This is a genomic window from Tersicoccus phoenicis (genome assembly GCF_001968835.1).
GTDB lineage: Bacteria > Actinomycetota > Actinomycetes > Actinomycetales > Micrococcaceae > Tersicoccus > Tersicoccus phoenicis.
In genome coordinates, this window is the sequence record NZ_MRDE01000076.1 from 122,658 (window position 1) to 136,625 (window position 13,968).

12 protein-coding genes and 1 tRNA gene are annotated in these 13,968 nt (G+C 70.6%); 4 read left to right on the forward strand and 9 right to left on the reverse strand.

Annotated elements, in window-relative coordinates:
• Positions 1 to 70: 70 nt before the first annotated feature.
• Positions 71 to 367, reverse strand: a complete 297-nt coding sequence (locus BKD30_RS16790) for a cell division protein CrgA (protein ID WP_076705370.1) — start codon at positions 365 to 367, stop codon at positions 71 to 73.
• A gap of 214 nt (positions 368 to 581) precedes the next feature.
• Between BKD30_RS16790 and BKD30_RS13525 the strand changes: the two genes are divergently transcribed.
• Entirely contained in the window at positions 582 to 1,220 is a 639-nt protein-coding gene (locus BKD30_RS13525; protein ID WP_076705372.1) for an anthranilate synthase component II, read from the forward strand.
• Between the two features lie 90 nt (positions 1,221 to 1,310).
• On the opposite strand, the gene pknB is transcribed toward BKD30_RS13525, so the two are convergent.
• The 7 genes from pknB to BKD30_RS13560 all read right to left on the reverse strand — a co-directional run bounded on the left by pknB (position 1,311) and on the right by BKD30_RS13560 (position 11,342).
• Complete coding sequence (gene pknB / locus BKD30_RS13530; protein ID WP_143588200.1) at positions 1,311 to 3,272, reverse strand: Stk1 family PASTA domain-containing Ser/Thr kinase; 1,962 nt, start codon at positions 3,270 to 3,272, stop codon at positions 1,311 to 1,313.
• A 69-nt stretch (positions 3,273 to 3,341) separates the two neighbouring features.
• Positions 3,342 to 5,348 carry a protein kinase domain-containing protein gene (locus BKD30_RS13535; RefSeq protein ID WP_076705376.1) on the reverse strand — a complete coding sequence of 669 codons (2,007 nt, stop codon included), beginning with the start codon at positions 5,346 to 5,348 and terminating at the stop codon, positions 3,342 to 3,344.
• On the reverse strand, positions 5,345 to 6,784 hold the full coding sequence (locus BKD30_RS13540; protein WP_076705378.1) for a peptidoglycan D,D-transpeptidase FtsI family protein: 1,440 nt from the start codon (positions 6,782 to 6,784) through the stop codon (positions 5,345 to 5,347). Before BKD30_RS13540 ends, BKD30_RS13535 begins: the two co-directional genes overlap by 4 nt.
• The gene (locus tag BKD30_RS13545) at positions 6,781 to 8,289 is read right to left on the reverse strand and encodes an FtsW/RodA/SpoVE family cell cycle protein (RefSeq protein WP_083956514.1); all 1,509 of its coding nucleotides are present in this window, start codon (positions 8,287 to 8,289) and stop codon (positions 6,781 to 6,783) included. Before BKD30_RS13545 ends, BKD30_RS13540 begins: the two co-directional genes overlap by 4 nt.
• A complete protein-coding gene (locus BKD30_RS13550) occupies positions 8,289 to 10,097 on the reverse strand; it encodes a PP2C family protein-serine/threonine phosphatase (protein WP_076705380.1) in 1,809 nt (602 codons plus the stop codon). Before BKD30_RS13550 ends, BKD30_RS13545 begins: the two co-directional genes overlap by 1 nt.
• Entirely contained in the window at positions 10,097 to 10,573 is a 477-nt protein-coding gene (locus BKD30_RS13555; RefSeq protein ID WP_076705382.1) for an FHA domain-containing protein FhaB/FipA, read from the reverse strand. The genes BKD30_RS13550 and BKD30_RS13555 overlap by 1 nt, the downstream gene beginning before the upstream one ends.
• Before the next feature lies 1 nt (position 10,574).
• Positions 10,575 to 11,342, reverse strand: a complete 768-nt coding sequence (locus BKD30_RS13560; protein WP_076705384.1) for an FhaA domain-containing protein — start codon at positions 11,340 to 11,342, stop codon at positions 10,575 to 10,577.
• Positions 11,343 to 11,580: 238 nt separating this feature from the next.
• Here BKD30_RS13560 and BKD30_RS13565 point away from each other — a divergent pair.
• Positions 11,581 to 11,667: transfer RNA gene (locus BKD30_RS13565), tRNA-Leu, on the forward strand.
• Positions 11,668 to 11,746: 79 nt separating this feature from the next.
• On the opposite strand, the gene BKD30_RS13570 is transcribed toward BKD30_RS13565, so the two are convergent.
• Positions 11,747 to 12,955: an asparagine synthase-related protein gene (locus tag BKD30_RS13570; protein ID WP_143588201.1), complete on the reverse strand. Its 1,209-nt coding sequence runs from the start codon at positions 12,953 to 12,955 to the stop codon at positions 11,747 to 11,749.
• Positions 12,956 to 13,238: 283 nt separating this feature from the next.
• Here BKD30_RS13570 and BKD30_RS13575 point away from each other — a divergent pair, with 283 nt between their 5' ends.
• Together BKD30_RS13575 and BKD30_RS13580 are read left to right on the forward strand one after the other, a co-directional pair.
• A complete protein-coding gene (locus tag BKD30_RS13575) occupies positions 13,239 to 13,523 on the forward strand; it encodes a ribbon-helix-helix domain-containing protein (RefSeq protein ID WP_076705388.1) in 285 nt (94 codons plus the stop codon).
• Positions 13,520 to 13,834: a type II toxin-antitoxin system RelE/ParE family toxin gene (locus BKD30_RS13580; protein WP_076705390.1), complete on the forward strand. Its 315-nt coding sequence runs from the start codon at positions 13,520 to 13,522 to the stop codon at positions 13,832 to 13,834. Before BKD30_RS13575 ends, BKD30_RS13580 begins: the two co-directional genes overlap by 4 nt.
• The last annotated feature ends 134 nt before the right edge of the window (positions 13,835 to 13,968 follow it).

The following is a 13,968-nucleotide window of genomic DNA, read 5'->3' on the forward strand; positions in this document are numbered from 1 at the left end:
CGGCCGTGGCCGTGCGGCGATGGCCCCACGTTAGCCGTGGTCTCGAGTACTCCTGGTCGGCCGACCGGCTTCAGCCGCGCCAGCGGGTCGTCATGAGGAACCCCACCATGGCGATGCCGAACCCGACCACGATGTTCCAGCCACCGATCGTTGGTATCGGCCACTGGCCGAGCGTGGCGTAGAAGACGATCACCCACAGCAGGCCGAGCACCATCAGGGTCACCATCAGCACCTTGTACCAGGTGGGGTTCGGGCCGCTCCGGCGAGCCTCGGCGCGCGCGGCGCGCTCACGCTTCCGTTCGCGGACCTGCTCCGCCGCGGCGCGGCGCGCCGGGTCGCCGCTCCGGCTTGCTTCGGACTCGGCCACATCTCCTCCTCGGGTGGTTCTTACCGCCGTCGCTCGCGCGGACCCCCTCGGTCCGCCGCGCTGATCCCGCTGCACTCGCTCAACTGACCAGTCTAGCCAACCTGGCCCGCTGGCCGGGTGGAGCGCGACGCCGGCTGGCGTGGATCGGCGGGGCGTGCTTGTCTGGTCGGGCGGCCGCGTGGCCGCGCCATCACCTCGCGAAGGAACCACGCCGATGAGCACCCGCATCCTCGTCATCGACAATTACGACAGTTTCGTCTACACGCTCGTGGGCTATCTGCAGCAGCTGGGTGCCCAGACCGTGGTCGTCCGCAACGACGACGTCGACCTCGCCGAGGCGACCCGGATGGCGGAGGAGCGAGACGGCGTGCTGGTCTCGCCCGGACCGGGTACGCCGGCGGACGCGGGATTCTGCGTGGACCTGATCCGCTGGTGTGGGGATCACGGCAAGCCGATGCTCGGGGTGTGCCTGGGCCATCAGGCCCTCGCGGAGGCCTACGGCGGCACGGTCGGCCACGCCACCGAGTTGATGCACGGCAAGACGTCGCAGGTGGACCACGACGGCGCGACGGTCTTCGCCGGCCTGCCCAGCCCGCTGACCGCCACCCGGTATCACTCCCTGGCGGCGGACGCCGCGACCGTGCCCGACGTCCTCGAGGTCACGGCGACCACGCCGAGCGGCATCGTCATGGGGCTGGCGCACCGCACGGCCCCTCTGTGGGGCGTGCAGTTCCATCCGGAGTCGGTCCTCACCGAAGGCGGCTACCAGATGCTCGGGACCTGGCTGGAGTCGATCGGCCTGGCAGGTGCCGCCGAACGCGCCGCGGGACTGAGCCCCCTGATCACCCCGTGAGCCGATCGGCGCACGACGACGCATTGCCACCAGACTCGTCCTTCGCCACGATCAACGCGACAATCGACGAGTAAGGCGGCAATCGGAGGTCTAGCGGCGGGGACTGCTGGGACTGCTCGCCGTCGGACTGGGGCGCGGACTGGACGTCGGGCTGGGGCTGGGGCTGCTCGCCGTCGGGCTGGGGCTCGGACTGGACGTCGGGCTGGGACCGGAACCCGGGCCGCTGGCACTGGGTGACGGCGACGGCGTCGGCTGTGCCGGGGCGCGGGCCACCGTGATCGTGACGGTCGACCCCTGATCGACGTTGCCGTTGGCCGGCGCGGACTGACCGGTGACGGTGCCGGGCTTGACGACGCTGTTGTCCGCGGCCTTCACCGTCACCGGGAGTGCGACGTCCGCAGCGGCGAGCTGCTCACGCGCCTGCGCCTCGGTCAGTCCCACCAGTTGGGGCATGGTGACCTTACCGGTGGAGACCACGAGGTCGACCCTGCTCCCCGCGGGTACCTTCTTGCCGAGGGACGGCACCGTATCGATCAGGGCCCCGCCGCTGACCGTCGCACTGTTCTTGAAGACGGTCTGCACCGGGTCGAGGCCGAGCTGGCGCAGTTGGTCCCTGACCTGGTCCGCCGAGCGGCCGGCGAGGTTCTCGGGCAAGGCGACGCTCGCCGGCCCGCTGGAGATGACGAGTACCACCGGGGTGCCCGGATTCACCCGGGCGCCGGTCCCGGGCTCGGTGCGGATGGCATAGCCGTCCTTGACGGTCGTGCTGTTCGCTCGCTCCGGCCGGATGCGCAGGTCGGCGTTGGCCAGAGCGGTGGACGCGTCGGCCTGGCTCAGGTTGGCCACCGCGGGCACGGCGACCGTGGTCGGCGGCGCGGGCCGGGCGGCGAGGATGTTGGTGAAGTAGACGGCGACGGCGCCGAGCACGAGGACGAGCGCGACGATGCCGGTGATCAGCCACGCCCGACGGCGAGCCCGGGTCTCCGGGTGCACGTCGTCGTTCGTGCCGACACCGAACACCAGCGGCTCGGGGGTGGCGGTTGCGCCGGGGGTGGGTACCGCCGTCCGGGGCAGGGCTGCCGTCGCCGGTGCCTCGTTCGGGCCGGCTGTCGGTGCCGCGGCGAGCCGGCGGGTGCCGCGCGGCAGCAGTTCGGTCGCGAAGGAGTCGGCGTGGCTCCCGGAGCCGGCACCGGCTCCGAGATCGTGGCCGGCAGTCGCGCGCAGTGCCTCCCGGAACGCGCCGGCGTCCTGGAAGCGATCCCGTCGGTCCTTCTGCAGGGCGCGTCCGAGCACGGCGTCGAGGGCGGGCGAGACGTCGGGGTTGACGGTGCTGGCCGCGGGGGGCAGTTCGCGGACGTGCTGGTAGGCGACGGAGACGGCGGAGTCACCCTGGAACGGGGGCCGGCCGGTGAGCATCTCGTAGACCAGGCAGGCGGCCGAGTACAGGTCGCTGCGCGCATCCACCCGCTCTCCCCGGGCCTGCTCGGGCGAGAGGTAGGCGGCGGTGCCGAGGACGGCCTGGGTCTGGGTGAGGGTCGCCGAGGTATCCTCCAGTGCGCGCGCGATACCGAAGTCCATCACCTTGACGGTGCCCTCGTCCGTGACCATCACGTTGGCCGGCTTGATGTCCCGATGCACGATGCCGACGTCGTGACTGTACTGCAGCGCGGCCAGGACACCGTCGGCGTGGCGCAGCGCGATGTCGATGGTCAGCCGCTGGTCGGTGATCAGCTGGCGGACGGTGTGCCCGGTGACGTACTCCATCACGATGAACGGCGCCGAGACCGTGCGACCGGCGGCGTCGACGAGCCGTTCCTCGCCGGTGTCGAAGATGCCGACGATGTTCGGATGGTTCAGGGCGGCGACCGCCTGGGCTTCACGGCGGAATCGCGACTGGAAACTCGGGTCACGAGCCAGATCGGACCGGAGCAGCTTGATCGCGACCGGCCGTCCGAGGCGGGTGTCGTGCCCGGCGTGGACGTCGGCCATGCCGCCGCGTCCGATCAGCCCGTCGACCCGGTAGCGGTCGCTGAGCAGCCGTGCTTCGCTCACGGATCTGGTGTTCCCTTCAATCGATTTCTCTCACTGCCCCCGTCGAGGTGCGGGCTGGGGCCGCGGGTCTCAGCGGCGCCCGTTACCGGCGGACTGAGCCCTCGGCGCCAGGGCCGACGACGGTGCGGTGGCGACCACGGTGGGCGCGGAGCCGGGCGTGGTACCGTCCACCGCGCCGGCGTTGCCGTTGCCCTTGCCCTTCCCGCGGCCGGGGGACCCGTTCCCGTTCGCGGACGGTGACGACGGGCCGGTCGACGGGCTCGACGACGGCGCGGTGGCGCTCGGCGAGGAGGTGCTCGGCGACGGCGACGGCGACGGCGAGGGCGGCGGCGGAGCGGACGGCGTCGCGGTCGGCCCGCGGGAGACCCGCACGGTGACCGAGGAGCCGGGATCGACCGCGCGGCCCGACTCCGGGACCTGCACGACGGTACCAGCCGGCTGGTCCCCGGCCACGATCTCCTCGCGGTAGGCCAGTCCGAGCGCCTGGAGCGCCGCCTGGGCCTGGGCGCGGGTCTTGCCGACCAGGTCACCCGGCACGGTGACCTGCGCCGGGCCGGTCGAGTAGGTCACCGTGATGGTCGAGCCGACGAGCAGTGGCCCGGTCGGGTCGAGTCCCGTGACGGTGTTCGCTGCGACGGTGTCGGACGGTTGCGGGTTCTCCCGCACCTGCAGGCCGAGTGTCTCCAACTCGGCGCGCACGTCCCGGAACGGGCGGCCCTCGTAGGCGGCCGCACGCACGTCGACCGTGTTCGGCGTGCTGCTGGTCGTGCTCGGGGTCGGGCTGCTGGCGGCGGTCGAGGACGGGGTGCTGGGCGGGCTGCTGCTCGACGATCCGTTGGAGGGGACGGTGACCGTCGTGGCCGGGGCAGGCGTGCGCGCGCCTCCGAACAGCCCGTTGCCCGCGAGCGTGGCGACCAGGATCAACAGCAGCAGGACGATCAGGGCGACCAGCGGCCACGTCCACGGGCTACGCGAACGGCGCCGGTTCCGGGCGGCGTCCTGCTGGTCCTCCCACCGCCGATCCGCGCCACCGGCGTCCCCGTCGGCGGACCGGGACGCCGACGCCCCGGCGGCCCCCGCTGCGGCGGCCCCGGCGACGGGCAATGACGCCGTGTGGGGGGCGGTACTCGAGCCGGTGCTGACGGCGGTCGTGCGTGAGGTCGCCGGACGCCGGATCGCCTCGGTGCGGCCCGTCGCGGCGCCGCCGCCCAAGCCGAAGGCGGCCAGGGTGGGAACCGCCCGCAACGCGTCGTCGTACTTGCCGGCGCGGATCGCGTCGACAGCGGCGGCCAGGGCGCTGGCACTGGCGGGCCGCTGTTTCGGGTCCTTGGACAGCATGGACATCAGCAACGCCCGCACCGGTGCCGGGATCGATGCGTCCAGCGGTGGCGGGTCGTCGTTGACCTGGGCCAGGGCGATGGCGATCTGGGATTCGCCGGTGAAGGGCCGGTGCCCGGAGACCAGCTCGTACCCGATCACGCCGAGGGAGTAGATGTCCGACGAGCCGGTGGCGGTCTGCCCGGTCGCCTGCTCGGGGGAGAGGTACTGGGCCGTGCCCATCACCTGGCCGGTGGCCGTCAGCGGCACCTGGTCCGCGAGCCGGGCGATACCGAAGTCGGTGACCTTGACCCGGTTGTCCGGGGTGATCATCAGGTTGCCCGGTTTGACGTCCCGGTGCACCAGGCCCTTGGCGTGAGCGGCGGAGAGCGCACGGGCGGACTGTCCGACGATGGTCAGCGCCCGGTCGGGGGAGAGCACCCGCTCCCGCTCGATGATCGTGGAGAGCGGCTGGCCGGGCACGAACTCCATGACCAAGTAGGCGGAGCCCTCCTCCTCGCCGTAGTCGAAGACGTTGGCGACGCCCGGATGGTTCAGTAGCGCGGTGTGCCGGGCCTCGGCCCGGAACCGCTCGAGGAAACCGGGGTCGCCGGTGTACTCCTCCTTGAGGATCTTGATGGCGACGATGCGCCCGAGCACCTTGTCCCGGGCCTTCCACACCTCGCCCATACCGCCGATGGCGATCCGATCGGTCAGGTCGTACCGATCGCCCAGGGTGATGCCTCCGGTGGGCCTCACTTGTTCAACACCGCCTCAAAGAGCCGCTTCGCCGTCGGACTGGTCATCGCTACCCCCGTGGCCACATCAACATTCTCCACGACGATCGCCACCGCGATCTGCGGGTTGTCGGCCGGCGCGAAGCCGGTGAACCACGCGTTGTTCAGGCCCTGGGCGGACAGTTCCGCGGTGCCGGTCTTGCCCGCGACCTTCACACCTGGCACGGCGGCCGCGCCCGCGATGCCCTTGTCCACCACGTTGACCATCCAGTCGCGGATCTGGTTCGCGGTCTGCTGGCTGGTCGAGGTGCGCAACTGCTCGGGTTTGAAGGTGCTGACCGGGGTCAGGTCCGGCGCACGCACCACCTTGATCAGGTTCGGCTTCATCTGCACACCGTTGTTGGCGATCGCGGCCGACATCATCGCGATCTGCAACGGGGTGGCGCGGACGTCGAACTGGCCGATGGCGCTCTGCGCCAGCTGGGCGTCGTTGAGGTTCTTGGGGAAGATCGACGGCGTCACCGACAGCGGGATGCTCAGCTGTTCACCGAACCCGAACTTCTTCGCCTCGTCGGCGATCGCATCCTGACCCAGGTCCATGGCGATCGAGGCGAACGGGGTGTTGCAGGACTGCTCGAGGGCGAAGGAGAAGTCCACCTTGGTGCGGGCGCCGCATCCGCCGAACCGGTAGTTCGGCAGTGTTGCATTGGTGCCGGGCAGCTTCAGTTCGGCGGGGTTGTCCAGCACGCTGTTCGGGTCGTACTTGCCCGATTCCAGGGCCGCGGCGGTGTCGATGAGCTTGAACACCGATCCCGGCGCGTACAGGTTGCCGCCGATCGCGCGATTGAACAGCGGGTTGTTCGGGTTCTGCGCGAGGGACTCGTACGCCTGCTTGGCGCGCGCGGTGTCGTGGGTGGCGATCGCGTTCGGGTCGTAGCTCGGCTTGGACACCATGGCCAGGATCTCGCCGGTCTTCGGGTTCAGGGCGACGATCGAACCCTTCTGGTTCCCCAGCGCGTCGTACGCCAGCTTCTGCAGTTGCGGGTCGATGGTCAGCTCCACCGACGCACCGCGCGGCTGGTTGCCGGACAGGACCTGGGTGATCCGGTCGTAGAAGAGCTGGTCGGAACTGCCGTTCAGCAGCGGATTGAGCTCCTGCTCCAGTCCGGTCATGTTCAGCAGCGAGTAGAAGCCGGTCAGCGGTGCGTACAGCTGCGGGTCCCGGTAGACCCGCTGGTAGTCGTACTGGTCGTTACTGGGCTGCGAGTAGGCGATCTGCTGGCCGTCGACGAGGATCGGGCCGCGGTCGCTGGAGAACTGTTGCAGCAGGTTCCGGCTGTTCCACGGGTTGGCCTGCAGCCGTCCGGACTCGAAGAACTGCACGTAGGTCAGCGACCCGAGGATCAGGACGAGCAGGGCGACGGCCACGACCCAGGTGTGGCGGATGGCCTGGTTCACGAGGGATTCCCTCCCGGACGGGTTCGGCGGGCCCCGGAACCGGGGTGCGGGGATGCGGCGGTCGCGCCGCCGGCGGTACCGGCGCCGTCGGACCGGTTGCCTTGCGCCGAGGCGACCGTGGCGGTGGTCCGTGGCTCCATCACGTCGATACCGGACGCGGGCAGGTCGCTCTCCCGGAGCGGGCCGGTCGGCGCCGGCCGGCGGGCGGCGTTCGAGATCAGCAGCAGCAGGGCCACGATGATCCAGTTGGCCAGCAGGGACGAACCGCCGGCCGACAGGAACGGGGTGGTCAGCCCGGTCAGCGGGATGAGCCGGGTGACGCCGCCCATGATCACGAAGCACTGCACCGCCAGTGCGAAGGCCAGGCCGCAGGCGAGCAGCTTGCCGAACGCGTCCCGGGTGCCCAGGGCGGCGCGCATGCCGCGCGAGACGAGGATGACGTACATCAGCACCAGCGCGACCACACCGATCAGGCCGATCTCCTCGCCGAACGCGGCGACGATCATGTCCGAGTTGGCGTAGGTGACCAGGTCCGGGCGGCCGAGACCGAGGCCGGTGCCGAACAGGCCGCCGTTGGCCAGCCCGAACAGGCCCTGGACGATCTGCCAGCTGCCGCCGGCGGCGTTGAACACCTCGGGGTCGAAGGCGTTGCGCCAACCGTCGACCCGGGCCTGGACGTGGCCCATTGTCTGGTAGGCGAACACGCCGCCGACCACCACCATGGCCAGGCCGATGAGGATCCAGCTGGCCCGGCTGGTGGCGACGTAGATCATCACCATGAAAAGGGTGAAGAACATGACGGACATGCCGATGTCCCGTTGCATCACGAGGATGCCCAGGCCGATCAGCCAGGCCACCAGCATGGGGGCCAGGTCCCGCGCGCGGGGGAACTGCAGTGGTCCGATCTTCTTGCCCGCCAGCAGGATCAGGTCCCGGTTGGTCGAGAGGTAGCCGGCGAAGAAGACGGCGAGGGTGATCTTGGCGATCTCACCGGGTTGGAAGGAGCCGAGACCGACCGTGATCCACACCCGGGCCCCGTTGATCTCCTGGCCGAGGCCGGGCACCAGGGGCAGCACGAGCAGGACCGCCGAGACCACGAGGGAGATGTACGTGTAGCGGCGCAGCACCCGGTGATCGCGCAGCACCCACAGGACCGCACCGGCCGCGACGACGGCGACGGCCATCCAGACCAGCTGCCGGCTGGCGGCGTCGTCCCGGTTCGCGAGGTCGAGCCGGTGGATCATGGCAAGCCCGACACCGTTGAGCGCGGTGACGACGGGAAGCATGACCGGGTCGGCATACTTCGCGCGGAGCCGCAGCACCACGTGCAGGGCCAGCGGCAGGGCCGCGAACACGATGCTCCGGGTCAGGAACGCGGAGCCGAGCGGCTGGTTGAGGTTGAGGGAAACGAGCGTGTCGGCGCCGATGGCGATCGCCAGGGCCAGCACCAGCAACACCAGCTCGGTGTTCCGGCGCGACCGCGGCGCGGTGTAGAGCTGGGACATCAGCGCTGCCCTCCACAAGGGGTCACGGACGGGGACGGGACGCTGGTGGCGCTGCCGGTGGCGCGGGCGTCCGCGCTGGACCGCGGGGACGGACCGCGCGTCGGCCCACCGGAGGACGACGCGCTCGGCTTCGTACTGGGCGAGGCACCGGGCGACGCACCGGAGGGCGTCGCACTGGCCGACGGGATGCGGCCGGACGGCGGCGCCGACCCGGATGCACCGGCGCTCGCGGACGGGACCGGGGTGCAGCTCGGAGTGGGCAGTGGGTTGTCCGGGCCCGGGAGGCGCAGGTCGGCGATGATCTGCCGCGCCCGGTCCACGCTGTCCGCGGGCACCGTCATGCGCACCCGCTCCTGCGAGTACTCCGGCAGGGTGCTGACCGGGATGCCGCTGCGGGACTCGACGTGGGAGAGCCGGATCGGTCCCAGCGTCTGCGAGACACCGTTGTAGATGGCGACCTCGCCGTTGGCCTCGCCGACGTAGTACCGGGTCTGGGTCCAGGCGTAACCCCACCCGGCGGCCGCGGCCACCGCCAGCAGGCAGATCACGGCGACGGCGGCGTAGAGGAGCCGCCGGGGACGGTGGCCGGTCGGTTCGGGCTGCTCCCCGCGCCCGCCACCCTGGTCACGGTGGCGCAGCAGGGCCGCCGCGCGTCGATCAGCACTGCGCTTGGCGACGGTGGGCAGGCGGCCCGTCTCGGTGGCCAGCGCCGCTGCGCCGACCAGCACGTGCGGGTGGCTGGCGAGCTCCTCGCGCAGTGCAGCCGCACTGACGGCCTCCTCGGGGCGCTCCCCGTTGGCGCCCGTCTCGCTCGTGACGATCGGCTCGGTCCGCTGCTGGGCTGCTCCCTCGGCGTCGGTCCGCCTCTTCTCGGCCCGTTCCTCGCCGTGACGCTCTTCGTCGGTTTCTTCCTCGTCGGTCCGTTCCCCAGCAGCATCGCCGACCCGCGCGGCGGGAGCGAGAGGTGTCGGTGCCCCGTCCGCGCCGGCAGTCTCGCCGCGGCGTCGACGACCGCCGCGCGGTGTGGCGCGCAGAATCTCGGGCGGCAGCACCGCCAACCGGGACGTCCGGGTGTCGGCCGCGTCGCCGTCGACGATCTCCACCATGACGACCGTGACGTTGTCCGGGGCGCCGCCGCTGAGGGTCAACTCGACCAGCGTGTCGACGATGTCCTGCAACCGGCCGCCACCGCGGACGATGTCACTCAGCATGCTGCTCGGCACCACCGCGGTCAACCCGTCCGAACAGAGCAGCCACCGGTCCCCGACGCGGGTGTCGAACTCGTGCAGGTCCAGTTCCGGGCTGGCGTCCACGTCACCGAGCACCCGCATCAGGACGTTCTTGTGCGGGTGGTACTCGGCGTCCTGGGGCCGGAGCCGACCCTCGTCGATGAGTCGTTGCACGAAGGTGTGGTCGATGCTCATCTGCTCGAAGACGCCGTCGCGCAGCCGGTACGCCCGGGAGTCCCCGATGTGCGCGAAGCGCAGGGTCTCGCCGGTCAACAGCAGGGCCGTGACCGTGGTGCCCATGCCGGCCAGCCGCGGGTTGGCGTCGACGAGTTCGTTGAGCAGGGAGTTCGCGGTCTGGATCTCGTCGGCGAGGACGGTCTCGGCGTCGTCGTCGTGCTTGTGATGGTCCAGATGAACGAGGTCCAGCACGGTCGAGGCGGAGGCGACGTCCCCGCCCACGTGGCCGCCCATGCCGTCGGCGACCACGGCGAGGAACTGACCCGCGTAGGCGGAGTCGTCGTTCTTCGCCCGGACCTTGCCGACGTCGGACCGCGCCGCATAGCGCAGCACCCGCGCCATCACGACCTCAATTCGATGACCGTCTTACCGATCCGAATGGGGGTTCCGGGCTCGATCGGCACCGCGCGCGTCAGCTGCTGTTCCTTCACGAACGTGCCGTTGGTGGAGCCGAGGTCCTCGAGGAACCAGCGGCTGCCCTGCGGGAAGAGACGCGCGTGGCGGCCCGAGGCGTAGTCGTCGTCGAGGACGAGGGTGGACTCCTGGGCGCGGCCCATCATGATCGGACCGGCGCCGAGGTCGATCACGGTGCCCTCCTGGGGCCCTTCCACGACGACGAGCCGACGGGCCTGCTGACGTGGCGGTGCGGCCGGCGCCTCGGGCCCGGACGCACCGGCACCGCCACGTCCGGCGGCACCGGTCCGGGCCTTCCGACCGACCGCGAGGTCACGACGCATGGCGACGAGCACGGAGAAGATCAGCACCCACAGCAGCGCGAGGAAGGCGAACCGGAGGACGGTTGCGGTCAGTTCGCCCATGTCAGCGGTCACTCTTCGACGCAGGGATCAGCCGGAACGTGATCTTCGTCCGACCCATGGAGATCACCGAGCCGTCCGTCAGCGGGACGCTGCCGTTGATCTTCTGCCCGTTGACGTAGCTGCCGTTGGTCGACCCCAGGTCCACGGCCTCGCTCAGACCGTCCTGGGTATGGATCTGCAGGTGTTTGCGGGAGACGCCGGTGTCGTCGACGAGGATGTCCGCCTCCGAGGAGCGGCCCAGCACGATAGTCGGGGCGTTGAGGGCGTAGCGCTGACCGTGGATCTCCAGCACGGGCCGCTTCTCCTCGGCTTCCTTCCGCCAGGGGCCACCGGTCACCGATCCACCGCGTGGGGCGGTCCTGGGACCGCCGCTACGTGCGGTCCGCTGCCGGTCCTGCTGCTTCTCCGTCTTCGAGTCGATCTCGAACACTCCCGTGCGCAGTACCGGGTCGTGCAGGAAGGAGAACCGGACGGGCCCGAGCAGGGCGTACCCCTGACTCCTGGCGTGCTTGATGGCGACCTCGCACAGCTCTTCGGCCAGGGCGGTGCCCCACTCCTGGGCCTTCTCGAAGTCGGCGTCCGAGAGCCGGGCGTCGAAGACGTTGGGCGTGATGGTCCGGCCCTCGGTCAGGACGATCGACTTGTGGTCCATCTCGCGGCGAAGCGCGCTGGCGATCTCGACCGGTTCGACCTGGCGGCCACCGCCGCGGGAGAACACGCCGCGGACGATCTTCTCGAGGCGTCGTTCGACGTCGTCGAGCCGTCCCATGGGCGGTCCTCCTGTCGGCGGGGTGCGGGCGTCGTCGCACCCGGGCCCGGGCACGACTCGCAGCAGTGTACAGATCGTCACTGCCGATAGTACTGGCGCATGCTGGGCGAACCGGGGCCCGCGCCCGGCGCGTCCCGACGTACGGAGGACGGCGTTTGGACGATCTCCACCGGCCTGGGCTATGCTGAGACCTGCTGTTCTTCGGTCGGCCGGTCACGGCTGTCCCGGAGAGTCACTGGCGCGAGTGGCGGAATTGGCAGACGCGCTGGCTTCAGGTGCCAGTGCTCGAAAGGGCGTGGGGGTTCAAGTCCCCCCTCGCGCACCAACGACGAAGGCCCCCTCCCGATCGGGAGGGGGCCTTCGTGCGTCCGGACCGAGGTGGCTCCCGTGGGGCCGACCCTTCTTCATGCGTCATGAGTTCCCCGGGGACCGCGGGCGCCTGCCTCAGGCGGTGGCGAACCGGCCGAGGACGTCCGGGTCGGCGCCCGGCAGGGCCGCGGCGAACACCCGTTGGTAGACGAGCTCCTCGCGGCTGCGCGGCGCCGGCAGGGTGCCGATCCGCTCGTCCTCCCACGGCGACCCGGCAGCCCAGTCGACCCGGCATCCCGGGACGCGGCGAGCGTCTCGATCCGGGCGTGCGTCGCGTCCGCCATCCCGCTGCCGTCGCCGAACTGCTCCTTCACCCACCAGAGCAGGTCGCCCGGCGGCCATCCGTCGAAGGCCGACCGGAGCAGCGCCTTCTCCTGACCGAGTTCCCCGGGCAGGCGCCACTCGATCGGGATCTGCCGCGCGAGGGCCACCAGGTCCAGGTCGAGGAAGGGAACCCGCGCCTCGAGGCTGTGAGCCATCGTGACCCGGTCGCACCGCTGCAGATTGAGGTGGTGCAGCCCGTCCAGGCTCTCGTCGAGAACGTCCTGCAGCTCGTCGCTCGGAACCGACGGGTAGTGGTCGTACCCCGCGAACAGCTCGTCGGCGCCCTCTCCCGTCAGCACGACCTTCACGGATCTCGCCGCTTCCCGTGCCGGGGCATAGTTCGGCACCGCACTCCGCACGAGCGACGGCTCGTAGGACTCGATGCTCTTCACCACCTGGGGCAGTGCCTCCACGGCGTCGTCCGCGGTGTCCACGATCTCGGTGTGCGCCAGACCCAGGTGTTCGGCCACCCGGCGGGCGGCGAGGAGGTCGCTGCTGCCGGCGATTCCGGCGGCGAAGGAGCGGACGGGCCCGTGCGAGGGATCGGCCACGCGCGCCATGAGCGCGGGGATCCCCTCGACGCCGAGGCGCTCGACGAGGGCGAGAGCCGCCTCGCTGTCCGAGTCGGTGCGGAAGGGATGGTCGAGGCCCGCGCGGACGTCCGTGTGATTGCAGATCTCTCCATTGGCCACGATCCAGGACCCGGCGTCGGAACCGATCGGCTGGTCACCACCGGCGAGGTCGACGATCGAGAGCCTCGCGTGCGCGAGCACGGTCGTGCCGATGGTTCGGAAGCCCTGTCCGTCAGGACCGAGGTGCGCGATCCGTTCGAGCGTCCGCCGTGCCGTCGTCTCATCCGCCTCCGTCCCGGCGGCCGTGGTCGGACGGTGGAGGGCGACGATGCCGCACACGGAAATCACTCACGTCTGACTTGCTGACCGGTAGAGGTAGGACGTCCAACCCTACGCGTCGGGACTGACCGCCACTCGAGCCCGCCCGTGGCAGGTGGACGGCGACCGCCATGGCCGAGCACTCTCCGGTGGCACCGGGAAGATCGGGACCGGCTCGCGCGGCCCGGCCGACGGCGCAACGAAGGCCAAGCCGCAGCTCGTCCGGGCCACCTCGCTACAGGACGTGTCCGCCGATGTGAGACTGGTATACCCAGGTCGATAGGATTGAGTCCTATCGAAAGTGAGGTCTGTCGTGCGCACGACGAAGCAGCTCAGCATCACACTCCCCAACGACATGGCCGACGCCCTGAAAGAGCGCGTCGCCTCCGGTGCGTATGCGAGCGAGAGCGAGGTCGTCCGCGACGGCCTGCGGGCCCTGTTTGCTCGTGAGGAAGCGGTCGAGACATGGCTGCGCAACGAGGTCACGGCGTCGTACGACGAGTTGCGTGCCGACCCGTCTCGGGCGATCGGCTCCGAGGACATGCGCGCGCAGCTTGCCGAAGCGCACCGGCAGCGGCTTGCTGAAAGCGGCTCGTGACCCGCTCGGTTGTCTACTCGCGCCGCGCTGGACAGCAGCTCACCGACCTCTACCTCTGGATTGCTGAGCAGTCGGGCTTCCCTGAGCGGGCGGAGGGATTCGTCTCCGCAGTCGTCGACTACTGTGACGGCCTCGCAGACTTCCCGCTGGTCGGCCTCGCAAGAGATGATCTGCGACCAGGGCTGCGAACGATTGGGTTCCGTCGCCGCGTCGTCATTGCATTCGCGGTGACGCCCGAAACAGTGATGATCCTCGGCGTCCACTACGGTGGCCGTGACCACGACGCCTTGCTGCGCACCGTCGTCGACTGACAGTGATGATGGAGGTAGTGGTTCCCCCGGGTGGGTCTGACTCACCGACTGACCGACGCTCCGGCTGTCTTGTTTGCGATTTGTCGGTCCACTGCGGGGGGATCGCTACGCACGCGACCGGACGGGCGTCTGTG

Bases quoted from the DNA above. Each gene is read 5' to 3' on its own strand.
- BKD30_RS13525 (WP_076705372.1), top strand. From the start codon at position 582: ATGAGCACCCGCATCCTCGTCATCGACAATTACGACAGTTTCGTCTAC.
- BKD30_RS13545 (WP_083956514.1), bottom strand. From the start codon at position 8,289: ATGTCCCAGCTCTACACCGCGCCGCGGTCGCGCCGGAACACCGAGCTG.
- BKD30_RS13550 (WP_076705380.1), bottom strand. From the start codon at position 10,097: ATGGCGCGGGTGCTGCGCTATGCGGCGCGGTCCGACGTCGGCAAGGTC.
- BKD30_RS13555 (WP_076705382.1), bottom strand. From the start codon at position 10,573: ATGGGCGAACTGACCGCAACCGTCCTCCGGTTCGCCTTCCTCGCGCTG.
- BKD30_RS13560 (WP_076705384.1), bottom strand. From the start codon at position 11,342: ATGGGACGGCTCGACGACGTCGAACGACGCCTCGAGAAGATCGTCCGC.